At 41.5% G+C, this 20737-nt stretch carries 18 protein-coding genes, 1 riboswitch and 1 other annotated feature; of the genes, 16 read left to right on the top strand and 2 right to left on the bottom strand.

Annotated features, from left to right (window positions below; all coding sequences use genetic code 11):
- Positions 1-74 precede the first annotated feature (74 nt).
- From AB4027_RS07705 to AB4027_RS07670, 8 genes are all read left to right on the top strand, one after another.
- Positions 75-731 (top strand): helix-hairpin-helix domain-containing protein, encoded by a 657-nt coding sequence (locus AB4027_RS07705; protein WP_368644910.1) that lies wholly within the window; start codon positions 75-77, stop codon positions 729-731.
- A gap of 118 nt (positions 732-849) precedes the next feature.
- Entirely contained in the window at positions 850-3207 is a 2358-nt protein-coding gene (locus AB4027_RS07700) for a DNA internalization-related competence protein ComEC/Rec2 (protein WP_368644909.1), read from the top strand.
- 1 nt (position 3208) lies between these two features.
- On the top strand, positions 3209-4240 hold the full coding sequence (holA, locus tag AB4027_RS07695) for a DNA polymerase III subunit delta (protein ID WP_368644908.1): 1032 nt from the start codon (positions 3209-3211) through the stop codon (positions 4238-4240).
- Between the two features lie 157 nt (positions 4241-4397).
- Positions 4398-4652, top strand: coding sequence for a 30S ribosomal protein S20 (gene rpsT / locus AB4027_RS07690; RefSeq protein ID WP_091486005.1), 255 nt, complete (start codon positions 4398-4400; stop codon positions 4650-4652).
- A gap of 92 nt (positions 4653-4744) precedes the next feature.
- Positions 4745-6733 (top strand): excinuclease ABC subunit UvrB, encoded by a 1989-nt coding sequence (gene uvrB / locus AB4027_RS07685; protein WP_091486003.1) that lies wholly within the window; start codon positions 4745-4747, stop codon positions 6731-6733.
- A gap of 165 nt (positions 6734-6898) precedes the next feature.
- Entirely contained in the window at positions 6899-7168 is a 270-nt protein-coding gene (gene rpsO, locus AB4027_RS07680) for a 30S ribosomal protein S15 (RefSeq protein WP_091486000.1), read from the top strand.
- Between the two features lie 216 nt (positions 7169-7384).
- The gene (gene pnp, locus AB4027_RS07675; RefSeq protein ID WP_368644907.1) at positions 7385-9505 is read left to right on the top strand and encodes a polyribonucleotide nucleotidyltransferase; all 2121 of its coding nucleotides are present in this window, start codon (positions 7385-7387) and stop codon (positions 9503-9505) included.
- Between the two features lie 145 nt (positions 9506-9650).
- A complete protein-coding gene (locus AB4027_RS07670; protein ID WP_368644906.1) occupies positions 9651-10241 on the top strand; it encodes a TraX family protein in 591 nt (196 codons plus the stop codon).
- A gap of 50 nt (positions 10242-10291) precedes the next feature.
- Here the strand turns inward: AB4027_RS07670 and AB4027_RS07665 are convergent, their stop codons facing one another.
- The gene (locus tag AB4027_RS07665; protein ID WP_368644905.1) at positions 10292-11272 is read right to left on the bottom strand and encodes a biotin--[acetyl-CoA-carboxylase] ligase; all 981 of its coding nucleotides are present in this window, start codon (positions 11270-11272) and stop codon (positions 10292-10294) included.
- 307 nt (positions 11273-11579) lie between these two features.
- Here AB4027_RS07665 and AB4027_RS07660 point away from each other — a divergent pair, with 307 nt between their 5' ends.
- The 3 genes from AB4027_RS07660 (at position 11580) to cls (ending at position 15571) form a co-directional block, all read left to right on the top strand.
- Positions 11580-13262 (top strand): ribonuclease J, encoded by a 1683-nt coding sequence (locus AB4027_RS07660; protein ID WP_368644904.1) that lies wholly within the window; start codon positions 11580-11582, stop codon positions 13260-13262.
- 16 nt (positions 13263-13278) lie between these two features.
- Positions 13279-13385, top strand: a riboswitch (TPP riboswitch).
- A 79-nt stretch (positions 13386-13464) separates the two neighbouring features.
- Positions 13465-14028 carry an energy-coupled thiamine transporter ThiT gene (thiT, locus tag AB4027_RS07655; RefSeq protein WP_091485988.1) on the top strand — a complete coding sequence of 188 codons (564 nt, stop codon included), beginning with the start codon at positions 13465-13467 and terminating at the stop codon, positions 14026-14028.
- Between the two features lie 88 nt (positions 14029-14116).
- Entirely contained in the window at positions 14117-15571 is a 1455-nt protein-coding gene (cls, locus tag AB4027_RS07650; protein WP_091485985.1) for a cardiolipin synthase, read from the top strand.
- A gap of 165 nt (positions 15572-15736) precedes the next feature.
- Here the strand turns inward: cls and AB4027_RS07645 are convergent, their stop codons facing one another.
- Complete coding sequence (locus AB4027_RS07645; RefSeq protein WP_091485982.1) at positions 15737-16066, bottom strand: hypothetical protein; 330 nt, start codon at positions 16064-16066, stop codon at positions 15737-15739.
- Between the two features lie 150 nt (positions 16067-16216).
- On the opposite strand from AB4027_RS07645, the gene AB4027_RS07640 reads away from it, so the two are divergent.
- The 5 genes from AB4027_RS07640 to AB4027_RS07620 all read left to right on the top strand — a co-directional run bounded on the left by AB4027_RS07640 (position 16217) and on the right by AB4027_RS07620 (position 20726).
- Positions 16217-17089: a DegV family protein gene (locus AB4027_RS07640; protein WP_368644903.1), complete on the top strand. Its 873-nt coding sequence runs from the start codon at positions 16217-16219 to the stop codon at positions 17087-17089.
- 115 nt (positions 17090-17204) lie between these two features.
- Positions 17205-17251 (top strand) — a sequence feature (sodium ion sensor (DUF1646 type); this cis-regulatory element may regulate processes involved in with the transportation of sodium ions).
- Between the two features lie 41 nt (positions 17252-17292).
- Positions 17293-17619 carry a hypothetical protein gene (locus AB4027_RS07635; protein WP_091485976.1) on the top strand — a complete coding sequence of 109 codons (327 nt, stop codon included), beginning with the start codon at positions 17293-17295 and terminating at the stop codon, positions 17617-17619.
- Positions 17606-19579, top strand: a complete 1974-nt coding sequence (locus AB4027_RS07630; protein ID WP_368644902.1) for a V-type ATP synthase subunit I — start codon at positions 17606-17608, stop codon at positions 19577-19579. The genes AB4027_RS07635 and AB4027_RS07630 overlap by 14 nt, the downstream gene beginning before the upstream one ends.
- Positions 19580-20056 (top strand): V-type ATP synthase subunit K, encoded by a 477-nt coding sequence (locus AB4027_RS07625; RefSeq protein WP_177165417.1) that lies wholly within the window; start codon positions 19580-19582, stop codon positions 20054-20056.
- Positions 20057-20144: 88 nt separating this feature from the next.
- Entirely contained in the window at positions 20145-20726 is a 582-nt protein-coding gene (locus tag AB4027_RS07620; RefSeq protein WP_368644901.1) for a V-type ATP synthase subunit E family protein, read from the top strand.
- Positions 20727-20737 lie beyond the last annotated feature (11 nt).

The following is a 20737-nucleotide window of genomic DNA, read 5'->3' as shown; positions in this document are numbered from 1 at the left end:
AGAGTTTTAAAGTGAGTTTTTATTTTTTTGGATAATATAATAGGTGAGGAGTTGAAGGAGGGGTTCGACAAGACATGAAGCAAATCAGATACGTTAAGGAAATAAGTATAGGCATTCTCGTTATCGGGATACTTTTAATTGGTTATTTCGGGGTGTTATCAGATTCTGATGAGGGTGATGAAACGGCAGATACTGTCTTATTGGAGTCGTTGATGGAAAATCCTTCTCAGATGCCTGAGGAAGAGGAGAAAGAAGAAAATGAAGAGCTCCTGCATCAGGAGGGGAAATCACAGGAAACAGTGACTGTAGTCGTTGATGTGAAAGGGGCTGTAAAGTATCCGGGGGTTTTTTCTCTCAATGCAGAACAGCGCGTGATCGATGCAGTAGAGGCGGCAGGTGGTCTGACAGAAGAAGCCGATTCTAAGACTATTAATTTTGCACAGCTACTGGTAGATGAAATGTATGTCTATATACCGGCAACGGGCGAGGAAACGACACAGTTGTCCGGCATGTCTGAAAATCATCTGACAAAAGAAACTATCATTGATATCAATTCAGCAGATGAAACAGAGATGCTTCAGTTGGATGGCATTGGTCCGAGTAAAGCGGCGGAAATCATTAAGTATAGAGAGACGAACGGTCCATTTAAGTCAATAGAAGAACTGATGAACGTGTCCGGTATAGGAGAAAAAACGTTTGAACGAATAAAAGAAATGATAAAAGCTGATTAAATAGCATGCTGTTGAAATATTTTTCAAGACGGGTGGTTTAAATTGTGAATAGAGAAAAAGGCAGCAGTATAAAAATACAGGTATCTACAAATATCAGTAAAAGAAATAAGACATCTAGATGTTTACAGGAAAACTGATTTTTATCGCGTTGTCACTCTTGTCTGTCGCGGTAGGTATAAGTAGTGGATTTACTCTGCCAGTGCTGATAGTGACAGCTTTTATCTGGCAGAGAGTGCTCATCCAAAAGAACGGTGTCCTCCTTATCGTCTCCATTTTAGTGACGCTATTATTCAGTATGAGATTTGCTTATTTCTATCCGACTGGCTCTTCCATAACTCTGTCTGAGAATGAATGGGTAAGTGTGGCTGTGAAAGAAACCAGCTGGAAAGTTGACGGAGATAAGTTGGAATTTGAAGGTCTGATTCAGCAGGACAGTGTCCGTGAAAAAGTCAAAGTGATCTATTACATTAAGAGCGAAGGTGAAAAGCATCGACTGGCTGCATCGATTCCTAAAAGTGCCGCCATTAAAGGTGTTCTGTCGATACCTGAGGAACCTTCTAACTTTAACCAGTTTAATTATGGGACGTATCTGAAAAATAAAAAAATCTTTAATATACTAAAAGCTTCCGAACTTGCTGTTTGGGAACACGAACAGGAAAAACCAAGGGATGTGTATGTATTCGATTCCTTTAGACAAGAGATACTATCGCACATTGATCGTACATTGACACCGAAGACGAGCGCTTATACCAAGACCCTCTTGTTTGCTGATAAACGTTCATTCTCGAGCGATGTCATGGATTCCTTTAAAGAGTTAGGAATCGTGCATCTGCTGAGTATTTCCGGGCTGCATGTCGTTTTTCTGATCGATTTGATACGGCTTTCGCTTTTGAGGATGAAAATAAGCAAGGAGGCCACGGCTTCAAGTCTTTTACTGATCCTGCCGCTTTATGGCATAGCGACAGGCTTTGGGGTGAGTGTCTTCAGAGCTGTAGGCCAGGCCTGGCTAAAACTGTTAGGGGACAAACTGAATCTGACGGTGACAGCACTAGACAGCTGGTCTATGATGCTGATCCTGACTCTTTTCATTCAGCCATACAGTCTGTATATGATCGGTTTTCAATTAAGCTATCTTATAAGTTTTATGATTATTGCACTGGCACATCAGCCTTTTTTTAAACAAGGGACTAAAGTGGAGACATATGTGACTATGAATCTTCTGCTGCTTGTCTCTTCCATCCCCGTATTAAGTTATCATTTTTATGAGTTTTCCTGGGGTGTCCTTGTTTTGAACAGTCTGTTCATTCCTTTGGTGGGCAGTCTGCTGTTGCCGCTGCTGATAGTCAGTCTTTTGCTCTCGTTACTGATCCCCAGTTCTTTAATCTTTGAAGGCATTCTATTTATGATAGATAAGCTGATAACTGCCATGGAAACCATTGTCAGTGAGACTGCATCGAGTCTGACTTTTACTTTCGTTACCGGGAGACTCTCACAGGCAGCCTATTTTCTGCTGGCTTTATTCATTTTAGTGTTACTCGTAATGATCGAAAAGAATAGACCGAAAAGATTTCTTCCTTTTCCCGTTATCGGCATAATCATATGTGTGCTTTCTGTCAGGTTTTCACCTTTAGGACAAGTTCTAATGATCGATGTGGGTCAGGGAGAAGCTATCCTGATAAAAGAACCTTGGGGGAGAGGGAATTATCTCATTGATACCGGTGGACAGGCAGAATTTCCGGTCGAAGAATGGCAAAATAGGGAAAAAATGTTTAATGTGGGTGAAAATATCATCCTGCCTGTGCTAAAATCAGAAGGAGTACATAAACTGGAATCCATTATTATTACCCATCCGGATATAGACCATTATGGAGCGATGATGGATATCATCAGTCATATGCGCACAGAACAAGTGGTTTCCGCTAAAACCACCTTTCTGGAGGAAAATTTTCAGAGTCAGTTTTCTTCTATCGTCAAATTTGGCACTGTAATCAAAGAAGCAGCTGAAGGCAGCGGCATCTATCTTCCGAAAAACACATTCGCCGTCCTGTCTAATGAAGAAATGACAACTGCTTCAAAAAATGACAGTTCATTGGTCCTGTATGGGTTGATCGGCAGAAAAACGTGGCTTTTTACGGGTGACTTGGAAGCTGAAGGTGAAAAAGTCCTGCTGGAAAAATATCCGAATATGACGGCTGATATTTTGAAAGTCGGCCATCACGGAAGTCAGACATCCTCCCACGATGGATTTATCAATCAGCTCAGGCCTGAAACAGCCTGGATTTCCGCCGGCAAGTCTAACAGATACGGGCACCCGCATGATAATGTAACTGAGAAGCTAAGAGATCGGGATATTAACATTTATCGGACAGACACTAATGGAGCAGTCAGATATAGATTCACAGACCAGTATCCATTAGTAATTATAGACAGTTACCTGTTTTCTTTTGAACAGAAAAGAGGACAAAGAGGAGAATGAGATGAAAACCGTATTAAAACAGATCGATAAAATAAAAAAAGGACAGCTGAAGCCTGTTTATGCTGTCATCGGCACTGAAAGAATGCTGATAGAAGAGGTGACGGCTTCTTTGACTGAGACGATCCGGGCCGGTCAGGAAGATGACATGAATATCATGCATTTTGATCTCACCGAGACCAGTATAGACGATGTGATATTTGAAGCCGAAAGTTTTCCTTTTTTCGGCGGGAAGAAACTTATCTTCGTTCATTCAAGCTATATCTTTACCGGAAAGAAAGTCTCAGCGGCTGTTAAACACACGCCGTCACTGGTTGAGAACTACTTGAATGATCCATCGGACTTCTCCATACTCGTTTTTATTGCTCCTTACGATAAGCTGGATAAACGAAAGAAAGTGACTAAAACCCTTTTGAAATCAGCCGAAGTCATCGATGTGACCCCGGCATCTGAAAAAGATACAGCTGACTATTTGAAAAGTTACTGCCAGAGCAGCGGATACAGTATGTCCAGAGAATCTTTTGAGCGGCTGCTGCAGTTGACAGATAGGAATCTGTCAAAAGCTAAAAATGAACTGGATAAGCTGATGGTATATCACATAGAAGACAAAGAAATCAGCATGGAGTCGATCGACAAACTGGTATCGAAATCGCTGGAACAGAATATCTTTGAGCTGAATGAAAGGGTATTGAAGAAAAATGTCAAACAGTCAATAGTACTTTATCAGGATCTTCTCCATCAGAAAGAGGATCCAATAAAAATCCTTGCTTTAATGATCAGTCAGTTCAGATTACTGCTGCAGGTAAAGATTTTACGGAAAAAAGGATACCAGCAGGCTGATATAGCGGGTATACTAAAAATACACCCCTATCGTGTCAAGCTGGCATTGCAGACGGAGAAAAGATTCAAGCAGGAGATCCTGTCACAAGCGCATCGCTATCTGATTACTGCAGACTACGAAATCAAGAGCGGGAAAGTGAACGCAGAGATGCAGATCGAACTCTTTATATGGAAATTTTCCACAATGACGGAATAAACCTGAAATGAGCAAAAGTTTTCATTGAAAATATAAGTCATGTGATGTAAAATGGAGAATGTTGAACTAATCAACTCACATGGTCTAGATAGTGCTGTTTAGTTACAGTAACCATTTAATTCCAACTATATGTTTACTAAATAAGGAGTGTTTTACAATGCCAAATATGGATCAAGCAATCAAACGTCAAAGACAAGACGTGAAAAAAAGAGCAACTAACCAAAGTCAAGTCACATCAATGAGATCAGCTAAGAAAAAATTCTTAACAGCTGTTGATACTGATGCTGACAATGCAAAAGACTTATATGAAGATGCTGTTAAAGCAATCGATAAAGCTTCATCAAAAGGATTAATTCACGAAAACAAAGCTGCCCGTGATAAATCACGTTTAAGCAAAAAATTAGCTAAATAAGTATGAAAAGTATTCTCTAAAGACACTTAGTCTTCGGGAATACTTTTTTTATGATAAACTGATAGCGACTAGTTTATACAAGGAGTGTTAGAATGGCTGAACAGAGCTTTAATTTAAAATCGCTATATAAACCAAGCGGAGACCAGCCTGAAGCGATCAAGCAGCTGGTAAAGGGTATCAAGGATGATCAGAAAGAACAGGTACTTCTTGGCGCCACCGGAACAGGTAAAACGTTTACGATGTCCAATGTCATTCAGCAGGTCAATAAACCAACGCTGGTGATGGCTCATAATAAAACATTGGCGGGACAGCTGTATACAGAGTTCAAGGAATTTTTCCCCGACAATGCAGTGGAATATTTCGTCAGTTATTATGACTACTATCAGCCGGAAGCCTATGTTCCTTCAACGGATACCTTTATTGAAAAAGATGCGAGCATCAATGATGAAATCGACAAGCTGCGGCACTCTGCCACCAGTTCTCTGCTCGAACGACGGGACGTTATCGTCGTTTCTTCAGTGTCCTGTATCTATGGGTTAGTTAATCCGAAAGATTACGAGGAACATGTCCTTTCATTGCGATCAGGGATGGAGATCAGTAGAGAGGACTTATTGCGCCGATTGGTGGACATGCAGTTCGAACGCAATGATATCGATTTTCAGCGTGGTCGGTTCAGAGTGCGCGGGGACATTGTCGAGATATTCCTGGCTTCCAGGGAGAGCGAAGCGATACGTGTCGAGTTTTTCGGTGATGAAATCGACAGGATCAGGGAAGTGGATGTTTTGACAGGTGAAGTCAAAGCGGATCTTGCTCATGCAGCGATTTTCCCTGCGACTCACTTTGTATCAAACGATGAACAGACACGGTCTGCTATTGAATCGATCCAGGCTGAATTAAAGGACAGGCTTGAAGAACTTCATAAAGAGAACAAGCTTCTGGAAGCACAGCGACTCGAACAGCGGACGAATTATGACATTGAAATGATGATGGAAATGGGCTACTGTTCCGGGATAGAAAACTATTCCAGACATCTCGACGGACGGAAGCCGGGAGAATCGCCTTATACACTGCTGGACTTCTTTCCAGAAGACTCGCTTTTCATCATCGATGAATCCCATATGACTATGCCGCAGATACGGGGCATGTATAAAGGGGACAGAGCCCGTAAACAGCAGCTGATCGATCACGGATTCAGATTGCCGAGCGCACTCGATAATCGACCGCTGCGTCTGGAAGAGTTTGAAGAACGAGTACCACAGATCACTTATATTTCAGCTACGCCGGCCGAATACGAAATGAGCCGTTCGAGCCAGGTCGTGGAACAGATCATCCGTCCGACAGGCTTGCTGGATCCGATCGTTGAAGTCAGACCTATCAAGGGACAGATCGATGATATCATCGAAGAAATAAACAAGCGTATCGAGAAGAACGAGCGGGTGTTTATCACGACCCTGACCAAAAAAATGTCAGAAGACTTAACGGATTATCTGAAAGAAGTGGGGATAAAAGTCCAGTATCTGCACAGTGATGTCAAGACGCTGGAGCGGACACAGATCATCCGTGACCTGAGAGTCGGGAAGTTTGATGTGCTGATCGGTATCAACCTGCTGCGAGAAGGGCTGGACGTGCCGGAAGTCTCGCTGGTCACGATTTTGGATGCTGATAAAGAAGGGTTCCTCAGAAGTTCACGTGCGCTGATACAGACCATGGGACGTGCCGCACGTAACGAGAATGGCCGGGTCATCATGTATGCGGATCATATCACTGATTCTATGCGCAATGCGATTGATGAAACAGAAAGGCGCCGTGCCATCCAGGAAGAATATAACGAAAAACACGGCATCACCCCGACGACCATCAAAAAAGAAGTACGGGATCTTATTAAGATCACGACTGCTGTGGATGAAGAGGAAAAAGATCTGTCGGAAGAAACGATCAAAAACTTATCCAGAAGAGAAAGAATGGAACTTATTGAAACGATCGAACTTGAGATGAAAGAGGCAGCTAAGGATCTTAACTTTGAGAAGGCCGCAGATTTAAGAGATGTCGTCATGGAACTGAAAACGAAATATATGAAGTAGAAACTGAACAGACTTCTGTATGTTTACCGGTGAAATCACTTGATTTTTCCTCAGGACTAGTGTACTCTTTAGAGTGTGCATGACGCACAGACCGTTACTTGGTTTGCCGCATCACCAGCGCCTACTCAGTAACAGGATTCACAATATGGAAAGAGGTGGAAAAAAATGGCAATTTCAAAGGAAAGAAAAAATGAAATCATTAATGAATATGCCCGTCACGAAGGAGACACTGGTTCTCCGGAAGTGCAGATCGCAGTTTTAACTGCTGATATTAATGAATTGAATGAACACGCAAAAACACACAAAAAAGATTTTCATTCAATGCGCGGACTAATGAAAAAAATTGGTCACCGTCGTAACCTGTTGGCTTATTTACGTAACAAAGACATCACGCGTTACCGTGAATTGATCCAAAGACTTGGTTTACGTCGTTAATTTATATCTTAAGCAGGGCTGCTTATTCATATAAGTGAAGTCATGTTTAATATTTATGATAAATACAAAGCGGGATTCTATGGAATCTCGCTTTATTTATAATAAAGATCAGGATGCCTGTCATACTACTAACCAAACGTGATGAGTCTGAATCGTCAGAAAAATGACGTTTGTTTAGTAGATACGGCTTCCTGTCAAAATGAAGGAGAGAAATGAATGACTGAAAAAAAAGTTTTCACAACTGAACTCGGTGGACGTAAATTAACTGTTGAGATCGGCCAAATGGCAAAACAGGCTAACGGAGCCGTTCTCGTCCGCTATGAAGACACTGTGGTTTTAACTGCTGCAGTGGCAAGCAAGAAAGCCAGTACCCTGCCATTCTTCCCGCTGATGGTGAATTACGAAGAAAAAATGTATTCTGTCGGAAAGATACCTGGAGGATTCATAAAACGTGAAGGAAGACCATCTGAAAACGCCACATTGACTGCGCGTCTGATCGACAGACCGATCCGTCCAATGTTCGCCGAAGGTTTCCGTAACGAAGTGCAGGTCATGAATACTGTATTGTCTGTCAATCCGGACAATTCTCCTGAAATGACAGCAATGTTCGGTTCATCACTGGCATTATGCGTATCAGATATTCCGTTCAACGGTCCTATTGCCGGCGTTAATGTCGGACGTATCGATGGCGAATTTATCATCAACCCGTCAGAAGAGCAAATGAATGAATCAGATATCCAGCTGACTGTTGCCGGAACAAAAGATGCCATCAACATGGTGGAAAGTGGCGCGGATCAGGTTGCTGAAGAAGACATGCTGGAAGCTTTACTGTTCGGACATGAAGCAATCAAAGAACTTGTTGCTTTCCAGGAAGAAGTCGTAGAAGCGGCAGGAAAAGATAAGATGGATGTCACTTTACTGCTTCCTGACAAGGAATTGAAAAATGAAATCGTCAATGAATATAATGACAAGATGAAAGAAGCGATCCAGACGTTTGACAAGCAGGAACGTGCTGAAAAAACAGAAGCGCTTAAAAATGAAATCGTTGAGAAGTATGAAAGCGAATATATGGATGCACCGGATTATGAAGCTGTCATCAAGGATGTCAAAGCGATCATCAATGGTATGGAAAAAGATGAAGTGCGTCGTCTGATCACTGAAGAAAATACACGTCCAGACGGTCGTAAAGTGGATGAAATCAGACCGCTTGATTCAGAAGTAACGATACTGCCGCGTGTCCATGGTTCAGGTCTGTTTACCAGAGGTCAGACTCAGGCATTATCTGTCGCAACGCTTGCACCGCTGACAGAACATCAGCACATCGACGGATTAAGCAGCGAAGACAGCAAACATTTCATGCATCACTATAACTTCCCGAACTACTCTGTCGGAGAAACAGGTCCAGTCAGAGGACCGGGTCGTCGAGAAATCGGACACGGGGCTTTAGGAGAACGTGCCTTACTGCCGATCATTCCTAACGAAGAAGATTTCCCATATACCATTCGTTTAGTAGCTGAGGTGCTTGAATCAAACGGGTCATCATCTCAGGCAAGTATCTGTGCTGGTACGCTGGCACTGATGGATGCAGGTGTTCCGATCAAAGCACCAGTCGGCGGTATCGCCATGGGACTTGTGATGGAGGGAGACAATTACACTGTCTTGACCGACATTCAGGGACTGGAAGATCACCTGGGGGATATGGACTTTAAAGTAGCCGGTACCCGTCAGGGAATCACTGCCCTGCAGATGGATATCAAAATCGAAGGGATCACGAAAGAGATCCTTGAGGAAGCTTTAGTTCAAGCTAAAAAAGCAAGACTTGAGATCCTGGACAATCTTGAAGCAACGATCGACGCACCGCGTTCTGAGTTGAGTCAGTATGCGCCTAAGATCGAATCGATCAAGATCAAGCCGGCTCAAATCAAAGTGGTCATTGGTAAAGGTGGAGAAACCATCAATGGCATCATCGATGAAACAGGTGTTAAAATCGATATCGATGAAGAAGGCAATGTCTCGATCTACGGTCAAGATGCCGAAGCAATCAAACGTGCCATAACGATCATCGAAGAACTGACAGAAGAAGTCGAAGTCGGTAAAGTGTATTCCGGTACAGTTAAGCGTATCGAAAACTTTGGGGCATTTGTCGAAATTATCAAAGGTACAGATGGCTTGGTCCATGTATCTGAATTGTCAGACAAGTACATCAAAAATGTTTCGGATGTCATTTCTGTCGGTGACAAACTTGATGTTAAAGTAACAGAGATCGATAATCGCGGTCGAGTCAACTTATCACGTAAAGCTGTTCTGGCAGAACAAGAAGAAAAAGAGAATAAATAATTTTCTACAGTAAGCAGAAAAAGCATGTCTCTCATAAAACGGGAGACATGCTTTTTGTTTTTCTGGTTCTTTTACTATAAAGTATTAAATAGAACAAATGGTACAGACAGTACGGGCAAAAAATGATACAAAAGGAGCAGAGAGTGTGGATAAAACGTTCAGTCACAAGTTGAATACAATAAAATGGGTAGGCATACTCACAATGACTATCGATCATATTGGGTATTTTTTACTTCCGAATCTGCTGCTATTACGTATTATCGGCCGCATCGCATTTCCTTGTTTTCTCTACAGTACGATAGAAGGAACGAGACGGACACATTACTATGGAAGCTATATATTTCGATTGATCCTGCTTGGGATCCTGTCCATGCCAATTACTCCAAATACTGTCAATGTGCTCTTCTTACTAGCTTTATTTTCTTTATCGTTGAGATTTAAAAAGTTTACTTTGGTGTTCGCTCTGTTAAGTGTGTTTGCTGAGTACAGTATCTACGGGTTTTTGCTCGGATGGAGCATATACTGGCTGAAAGAACGCAGCTGGCTTCAGGGGACTGGCCTTGCAGCGCTGACACAACTGCTTGTAGGGGCATCGATCCAGCTCTTTTCTCTGTTGTCCCTTCCACTTTTAGTTATGGACAAAGGGTTGAAACTTCCTAAACTGCCGAGATACTTTTTTTATGTTTATTACCCGCTGCACCAGCTGGTTTTGATAGTGATCGCTGCCAGTCTTTAAAAAAATGAAGAAATCCAGCTCAGCAAAGACTGTCTGCTGGTTTTCAAATACTAAACATAGGTGTGTTCTCCACGAATGGAGAGATCAGTAGAGGTGATGACTTCTGTTTTATTTGTATCGTGATAGGTCACGACAAGCCCGCCTGTTGGATCGATCGTTCTGATAGACGCTTTTCTTTTTTGTTCTTTATCTATGATCCAATAATCTTTTCCGATCAGGACAGACTGCTCTCGGCAGATAGATAAGAAAGGTTCAGTATGCTGAGAACCCAGGAAAGCTACATAGAAATTTTCGAAATGTTTTAGAAAACGGGCTACCAGCTTATTGGGATCGATCTCTCCAGCCTTTTCTTCTCTGATCGAGGTTGCCTTACTCTGCAGGTCTTCCGGTATGTCCATTTGATCCACGTTTGTATTGATCCCGATCCCAATAACGATACCTTTAAGAGAACGGCCGGAAAATTCAGTCTCTACTAAGACACCGGCTATTTTTTTGTTGTTCAGAATAATATCGTTCGGCCATTTGATTTTCACATCAGCCCATGCGTCCAGTGCTTTTACAAGTGAGGCAGCTGTCAGCTGGGTAAGCAGTGGAATCCTTTCAAAAGGAATATCCGATTTCAGGACGAGCGATAAGGAAATACTGGCACCCGCAGGAGATGTCCAGTTCCGGCCCAGTCGTCCTTTACCGGCAGTCTGTTCATGTGCCAGGATGATTTCCCCGTTTATCAGATCTGTCAGATTTTCTTTTGCGTAGCTGTTCGTTGAGTCCAGCCTGGCGTGCAGCTGAACAGGTTTACCTATAAAATCAGTCTCCAGCTGCTTTAAAATGGCCGGAACGGAGAGCAGGGGATAAGCTAAATGAATGTCTCTACCTTGTGTGCTGATCGGATAATTTTGCTCCTGCAGCTCAGTAACAGACTTCACTACCCTTTCCTGGCTTGCCATGAGCTCACTGGCCAAGTTCTCAAATGTAAGTATCTGTGGATAGGCTAAGGTCAGTGCATCGATAATATCTTGTTTAAAAGTCATGTCTTGGGGTCTCCTTAATAATAATATCTGTAAAAACAATTACAGGATATTCGGGTCTTGTATATATTCTATCAGAAGTGAAGGGGCATTTGGAGAGCGGAGGATAAGGGAGGCAGAGTTTCACTCACAGATGCTAACGAGATTTATCCGTATTGTAAGTAGTGAAGAACTGAAATAGCCTCGGAGTATGAAAATGACCCTATCTGTGCTATACTTTAAATACGAGTGTGAACGAACGGGCAATACATAGGTGAAAAAAACTATAAATAAAACAAGCTGAAAAAGCTTTTTAGAGGTGGAAAAAATAGTGAGTAATATAAAAATTATTCCTCTTGGAGGAGTAAGAGAAAATGGTAAAAACTTATACGTTGTGGAATCGGGAGAGGATATCTTTGTCCTTGACTGCGGTCTGATTTATCCGGAAGATGAACTTTTCGGTATCGATGCCGTTATTCCTGATTTTAGTTATTTAGAAGAGAATAAAGACAGAATAGCCGGTGTCTTTCTGACACATGGCCACGAAGATGCTATCGGAGCACTGCCTTATTTCCTTGATTTATTTGAAGTACCCGTATTCGGTTCAGAACTGACGATCGAACTGGCTAAATTATTTGTGAATGAATCGAGCCTGACACCCTCATTTGATGACTATCACGTCATTGATGAGAAAACGGAAATCGATTTTAACGGTACGCTGGTCAAATTCTTCCGTACAACACATACTATTCCCGACTCTATGGGGATCGCTGTGCAGACTGAAGAAGGAAACATCGTCTACACCGGTAACTTTAAGTTTGATCAAAGTGCCCAGGATATGTACAGCAGCGATTTGTCTCAAATAGCCGATTTAGGTAAAGAAGGCGTCCTCGCACTGCTGAGTGATTCGGGAGAAGCAGAAAGCCCATATGAAAACGTTTCTGAGAAAAAGGTTCAGGAAGAAGTTCTGGATACATTCCAGAACACTGAAGGCAGGATCATTGTAGCGGCTGTAGCCAGTAACATTCTGCGTATCCAGCAGGTATTGAATGCGGCACATCGCTCCAATCGAAAAGTGTTTATAACCGGAAAGAATCTTGAAGCTATACTTGAAACAGCTATGAAGTTGAATAAACTGACACTGCCGGATGAAGACCTGATCGTACCGGTCGACCAGATCGGTAAATATGATGATGATCGGGTGCTGGTTCTTGAAACGGGAGCTGCAGGTGAACCGATCAAAACCCTCAATCGTATGGCCGCAGGCAGCCACCCTCAAGTCAACATTAAAGAGGGGGATCTGATTTTTATTGCGACAAGTCCTTCTATAGCAATGGAAGTGATGGTTGCAGAAACTGAAAACTTGATCTACCGTGCAGGAGCTACGGTGAAACAGATTTCAGATAATATGAAAGCTTCTGGACATGCCACGCCAAATGATCTGCAGTTAATGATCAACCTGCTGAAACCGACCTATTTCATTCCTATCCAGGGTGAGTATAGAATGCTGGCTGCGCATGCCGATTTAGCTCATGAAACAGGTATTCCTTATCAGAACATCTTCATCTTGAGCAACGGGGACGTCGTAAGCTATTCTAAAAATAAAATGACTCAAAGTGGACAAGTATCTGCAGATAACACACTGATCGATGGTATCGGCATCGGGGATATCGGAAATATCGTCCTGCGTGACAGACGTCTGTTGTCTGAAGACGGGATCTTTGTTGCCGTAGTGACGATCGACCGTAAGAAACAGAAAATCGTCTCAAATCCGCATATTGTTACAAGAGGCTTCGTCTTTGTTAAGGAAAGTCAGGACTTGATAGACGAATCTTCTGACATTGTTAAAGACATCGTGAAGAAGAACCTCAAGCACAATGACTTCGACTGGGGTTCGATCAAACATGATATAAGAGAAGCATTGAATAGTCATTTATGGAAAAAAACAAAGAGACGTCCGATCATTCTTCCTGTTATCATGGAAGTCAATCAGAACAGACGCTTCAACAGATAAATTTAATTAAATAATCATACTGTACTAGGGGAGTCAATGATATTGACTGAGAGTGAACTGAAAGTTTAGACCCTTTGAACCTGTACGTTAATGCGTGCGTAGGAAGAGTACTTGATGTGAGAACTAAAGCTTCTGGGTTTCTAGCTCAGGTAAGCCTGAAATCTCCTCCTAGTTCAGTTATAGACTATGGAGGAGATTTTTTATGCAAAACAGAAAACTGCGTATTTATTTGGAAGGGACATTATTTGCCGCGATAGCGATGGTTTTATCATTTATTCCGACAGGTATCGGATCATCATTCAGTGTCTCTCTAGGAATGATTCCACTGACATTCTATGCGATCAGAAGAGGACTCGTACCGGGCCTGTATGCTGGTTTTCTTTGGGGGCTTCTGCATTTTGTCACTGGTTCAGTATACATGCTGAATATTTATCAGGTCATGATCGAATATACGCTGGCTTATGCCTTTGTTGGACTGGCCGGCTTCTACAGTAAAGACATACTGAAGAATATTTCTTTAAATAATCACAAAACTGTTCAATTTTACATTCTCGTCGCCGTCTTTTTCGGAGCTCTAGGACGCTATTTCTGGCATTTTATCGCCGGCTGGATCTTCTGGGGGGATTATGCTCTCTGGGGAATGAGTGCGGTATTGTTTTCACTCGTTATGAACGGTTTAAGTATGCTGGTGACCGGATTTGTGACTATGATCGTCATGCTGATACTTTATAGAAATTCACCTGTTATCTTTCATCCGAAAAAATAATGAGTCAGATAACCGTCTATATTTCTAGACAGAGAGTGCAGAGCTAATGTAAACTAAAAGAAATGAAGGTTTTTAGAAGGAGTCAAACATGGACATTATTTCTGCACTTTTTTGGATAACTATCCTATTAAATTCAGCCTTAGCCATATTTACCGTTTTTCGTGAAAAAGAAAGAGATATTGCAGCGATATGGGCCTGGCTGCTGGTGATCATCATGCTGCCAGGCTTTGGGTTCGTCATTTACTTGTTTTTAGGGAGGAAAATATCAAAAGAAAAAATATTTGATATTCAATCTCAGGAACGTATCGGAATGGTCCAGTTAGTTGAGTCACAGAAAAAGTTGATAGAAACAGAAAATCTTGATGTCCCTGAATCCAAGTATCAGGACAAGACCTTTGAACTTATCCAGTTATTTCTAAACGGGAATCAGGCAGTTCTGACAAAAGGAAATAAAGTGAAACTGATAAATGACGGCAATGATAAATTTGATCAGATGCTGGAAGATATCAGAAAAGCAAAAGATCATATCCATGTGACCTATTATATATTTCGGGGGGACTCGATAGGAAAGAAACTGCTTAAAGCACTGGAAGACCGTGCAAAGCAAGGTGTTAAAGTAAGGGTACTCTATGATCCTGTGGGTGCAAGAGTACTGGGTAAGCATTTTTTTGATGGTCTGCGTCAATATGGCGGTCAGGCGGAACCTTTTTTTGGCTCCCGCTTTTTTCTTATCAATTTAAGACTGAATTATAGAAACCATAGGAAAATCGTGGTGATTGACGGAAAAATTGCTTATACTGGTGGATTCAATGTCGGAGACGATTATCTTGGTTTGTATGAAGAGATGGGGTACTGGCGTGATACTCATTTAAGGATCGAGGGGAACGGCGTACTTTCTCTCCAGACACGCTTTTTGATGGACTGGAATGCATCGACAAAACAAAAAACGATCGAATATGACGAAAGTTATTTTCCATTTTCTGGATTAAAAGGTGATACAGATTTGCAGATCGTCTCAAGCGGACCGGACAACGAGATGCACGCCATTAAAAAAGGATTCATCAAAATGATCAGTATGGCCAAAGAATCTGTCTATATTCAAACGCCTTATTTCATACCTGATGAAGCATTGATGGAAACCCTTAAAGTGGCGATCCTGTCTGGGATCGATGTCAAGGTCATGCTTCCCAACAAGCCTGACCATCCTTTTATTTACCGGGCGACCTTGAGCTATGCTGCAGAACTGATCGATTATGGGGGGGAAGTTTACATCTATGACAATGGCTTTCTGCACTCCAAGACGATCGTCATAGATGAAGAAATCCTGTCAGTAGGCACAGCCAATTTTGATATCAGAAGTTTCAAACTGAATTTCGAAGTCAATGCCTTTATTTATGACAGGGTGCTGGCTCAGAGTCAGGTCCAGCTCTTTAAAAAAGATGCTGCGCAGTCGTTTTTACTTACCGAAGAAATCGTCGACGGCTACTCCACGTGGGAACTGTTCAAACAGCAGTTCAGCCGTTTGTTTTCTCCCATTCTATAAGGTGGCTTGAACTTTCAGACGGGGTAATGCGATCAAAAGAGACGATAAAGATCATTTTAAAGATAGTGATGACATTAAGGTCAGCGTGTATAGAGAAGGATAAATATAAAAATGCTGGGAAAAGCGAACAAAGGGATACGACCTTTGTCAACTTTCTCCAGCATTTTATTTTCGTCTATATAATCGTCTGATATGCCTGATATCTCGAGCATTGATCAAGTAAGTAATAGATTGAAGCTCTGACTTGATAATGACTTGAGTCGTTTTTGGTGAAAAATAAGCGATGCCTGTAAATTCACTTATACTTTCTGACTGCGAAGTAGGATTGACCTGTATCGCGACAAGGAACCGATTTTTAACCGCTTGTTTTAAAAAAGTCGTGATCTGTTCTTTAGGCATCTGGGGCTGAACATTAGTAATGGATGGAAATAGCGAACCGTATCCCTTTTTCAAGTAATGAACGATGGACTGTCTGTTCTCGGCTAATCTGTTCATATTTATCCTCTCCCGAACATATGTTACCTATATTATATCTAACGAACATACATTCGTCAATGGAATTTATTTTATTTAGTGGATATTGTTTCTATTTATTGACGGAATAAGTATAATATAAAGTGTAGTGAAAAAGGGGTGATAAAAAATATGAACTACCAGATTATTACTGATTCTTGTAGTGATTTGCCTTTAGAGCTGGTCGAGAGATATAATCTGGCGATCGTCAATTTTACTATTAGAATCGGCGATGAAGAATTAGCAGATGACATGGGAGAAAAATTTGATAAAGAGGATTTTTTTCAACGTCTCAAAGAAGGAGAAACGGCCTCCACTTCTCAAGTCAACGTGCATTCATACTTAGAGAAATTCAAATATTATATTGAGCAGGGGATGCCGGTTCTTTATTTAGCTTTTTCTTCAGCTCTGTCAGGCTCATTCAACTCAGCCGTTCAGGCTAAAAGAATGCTCGAGGAAGAGTTTGGTGAAGTGGATATAGATATTATAGACACGAAAGCTGCCAGTCTAGGGCAAGGGCTGCTGGTTTATGAGGCGGTCCAGAAGCAGGAAGAAGGGTATACGAAAGAAGAACTCATTAACTGGGTGGAAGAAAACAAACTGAATTATCATTCCTGGGTGACAGTCGATGATATCAAGCACCTGCATCGTGGTGGCAGAATCTCTTCCACGGCTGCTACAGTCGGTTCTCTGCTTCATGTCAAACCGATCCTTATTATGGATCCCGAAGGCAGACTTGTACCAGCTACTAAATTGAGAGGCAGGAAAAAATCCCTAAACTATCTTGTCGAACAGACGATCAAGGGCGTGAACGATCCTGAAAACCACTCGATTTTCATTGGCCATGTCGGTGTACAAGAGGAAGCTGACTTGATCAGGGATAAAATACTTGAAAGAGTCAGTCCAAAAGAAATGATTGTTTCCAGTTATGGTCCGACAGTAGCGGCACATACAGGCTTTGGCTCGATTGCTGTTTTCAGTTATGGACACAGTCGAACAGACTGATTCCATAAATTAATACAATAAGCTTAACCCAACCCGGAAAACTAGTATACTAGTTGACAAGTCATATGTTGTATGGTATTATTCTAGAGTAAGACATAAATAATAATTTTTATACGGTTGGGCGTTAGCTTTCAAGGATAATTTCTTCTGGGGTGAGAAGAAGCTTGTTAGCTGCGCCCACTTTTTTTGAAAGGGGGAAGAAAATGAACCGGGAAGCTATAAATTATGTTAAAGAAGCTGAAGCGAGAGTAGAAGAACTGCGTGCTAACGCTAAGGCGGAAATCAAGGAAATAAATGCAAAAAAAGAAGAGGAAATCTCACATCATCAGGCAATCACGAAACAGGAAGTGGAAGCCTACAAGGAAAAGAAACACGATGAAATGAGACAGGCCTTGGAAAAAGATGAGCAGGAAATGGAAGAAGCCGTTCAGGCTGAGACCGTTAAGTTCGATGTTGCTTATAAAGAAAAAAAAGATGTGTTAGCCAATCGAATAGCAGAGGAGGTATTGCGTCGATATGGCAATAGCTAAAATGAAAAAGTTGACATTATTAGCAGAACATGCTCATAAAGAGGATGTTTTAAAAAGAGTACAGGAGATGCAGAGTCTCGAAGTTACTTCACTTGCTGATAAAGACGATGAAGATTTACTAAAAGAGTTCATAAGAGAAACACCTGTTTCAAAAACCCAGGATCTACAGGGGAAACTTCAGGATATCGAGTATGCTATCGATTACCTGGATGACTATGTTATTCAGCCGGGACTGATCGAAAAACTGAAATCTAAAAGAGACGTTTATACGCTCTCCGAATTGGAAACACATGTTGAGGCGGCGAATATAGATACATCACTCGATCTTGTGTCAGTTAAAGAACAGGAAATAAATACACTCGGCGAAGAGCTTAAAAGATTAAAACAAGAAGAACAGTTCCTGAGAAAATGGCGGGGACTTAATTTCATGCCGAATGAAGTCGACCGGTTCAACCTGATGCACATCATGATCGGTACGGTGGATATAGAGCATGCCGAGCCCCTTATCGATACATTGAAAGAAAATGGCAAGATATATTACGAGGAAGTTTACAGACGCAGTGATGAAGTGGCGTATCTCTTTATTCTTCCTAAAGATGATGTGGAAACATTGACGGATAGTATCAGTCAGTACAGTTTTCAAGAACTAAACTATGACTACGAAATGCTGCCGGAAGATGCGCTGTACAGAAATCTGCTGGAACAGAAAGAAAAAAGAGAGACGCTGGCTGATCATAAAAAAGAAATGGAAGGCTGGAAGTCAGTTTATAAAGACTTGCAGTTAGCGGAAGAATACTACTACAATTTATCCGAAAGAAACAAAGCGAAGGATATCCTAGTCGATAGTCCTCACTTGTTCATGTTGACTGGATGGATAGAGGAAGAAAAAGTTGAGGAATTGAAGTCCAGCATCAACCTGGCAGTCGGCGAAAACGATGTTGTTATACTCACGGATGAAATTAAGATGGAAGAATACAGAGATGTACCTATTGTTCTTAAGAACAACAAATTAATCCAGCCGTTTGAAATGATCACTGAGATGTTCAGTTACCCACAATACAATGAAGTCGATCCTACTCCTTATATGTTCCCGTTCTTTCTGATTTTCTTTGGGATGATCGGTGCCGATCTGGGTTATGGTCTAATATTATGGGTTGCAACGTTTGGTGCTTTAAAATACTTTAACATTGAAGGGTCTACAAAAAGATTTCTCAAGTTCCTGTATATACTTTCGTATCCGACTATGGCTTTTGGATTATTTTTCGGAAGTTTCTTCGGGATAGAACTGCCCATACAAGTGCTTTCTCTTCAAGACGATGTAATTGAAATCATGATTATTTCCGTCGCCATCGGAATTTTCCAGTTGGTATTCGGCTTGATCATGAATGGTATCATCAAAGGGCGTCAAGGACAGAGAGCCTCAAGTTATATCGATGGGTATGCATGGGCTATGATGCTCGTAGGTGTCGTGCTCTATGTGCTAGGGTCAATGGTCTGGGATATTTCTTTACTGTCTCAAATCGGTATTGGTCTGGCATTGCTCAATGTAGTCGGTATTCTAGTCGTTTCCACTATCTCAAGCAAGAACAAAGGACTTGGGTTTGGACTCGGTCTATATAACTTATATGGAGTCTCTGGGTATATCGGAGATATCGTAAGTTATACGCGATTAATGGCTCTTGGTGTAGCAAGTGCGAACATTGCTATGGCATTTAACCTGATCATCGGTTTCTTGCCACCGTTGATCAGATTCACTGTCGGTGTCGTACTGATCATTGCATTACAGGCTTTAAATATTGCACTGGCTTTCTTAAGTGCGTATGTTCATTCATCTAGGTTACAATATGTAGAATTTTTCGGTAAATTCTTTGAGGGTGGCGGCAAACCGTTGCTTCCTCTGAGAACACTTGAAAAACATATATGGTTAAAAAAAGAAGCTAATTATAAAATGGAGGAATAAATTATGGATTTTGTACAAACACTTTTCGGAGACAACATGGGTCAGGTATTTGCGGCGATAGGGATTGCAGTAGCAGTTATCTTTTCAGGAATCGGTTCATCACGCGGGGTTTCAACTGCCGGTGAAGCAGCAGCAGCTTTAACTAAAGAACAACCAGAATCATTTGGTCGTGCATTGGTACTACAAATGCTACCAGCAACACAAGGTCTTTACGGTTTCGTAATCGGGCTGTTGATCCTGCTTGAAATCACTCCTGACATGGCTGTATCTCAAGGATGGTATTTATTGATGGCTGGTCTTCCAGTTGGGATCACAAGTTTATCTTCTGGTGGTAACCAAGGACGCGTTTCTGCAGCTGCTATGCAGATCTTGGCTCAAAAACCAGAACATACAACTAAAGGGATCATCTACTCAGCGATGGTTGAGACTTACGCAATTCTAGGTTTCGTTATTTCCTTAGTAATGATTATCTTATAATACCAAAATAGAATCACTTCTTTAACAGAGTATAGTCCTTTTCAGGTCTATACTCTTCGTAAAAAAAGAACTACTAAGGAGGTTCAGTATGGCAGATTTAAAACTGTTGACAGAAAGAGTTGTTGAGAAAGAAAAAACAGCGATCCGTCAGCGTGTAGAAGAAGCACGTGAAAATGCTGAAGACGAGATCCAGGCTGCTCGTGCAAAAGAAGAACAAGATAAAATTGTACGTAAACAAACAATCGATGAACAAACTCAACAAAAGTATAAAATACGTCTAAACACGTTAGAAGTTCAGAAAAGAAACAATATCCTAGCAGCAAAACAAAGGGTTCTTTCAAAAGTATTGGAAGATGCAAATCAGGAACTGAATCAGATCCAGGCCCCTGCATTCAAGAAATTTCTTGCTGACATCCTGACTCAGTTCAAAGCTGAAGGCAGCGTTGAACTCTTATTAGGAGAAAAAACATCTGGTCTTGTTTCTCAGGAATGGATCGATGAAACAACGGGTACACAGCTGCAGGCAACACTTTCAAACGAAACCGTTGATGATAAAGCAGGTGTACTTGTGCAGAAAGAAGGAGTCGAGTACAACTTCATGTTTGATGCATTGATCGAAGATTCAAGATCGGAGCTCATTCGCATCATAGCTAAAGAATTATTCAATTAAGGAGGAGAAAG

It is taken from the genome of Alkalibacterium putridalgicola (assembly GCF_040959045.1).
Classification (GTDB): Bacteria; Bacillota; Bacilli; order Lactobacillales; family Carnobacteriaceae_A; genus Alkalibacterium; species Alkalibacterium putridalgicola.
This window is presented reverse-complemented; position numbering and strand designations above follow the sequence as displayed.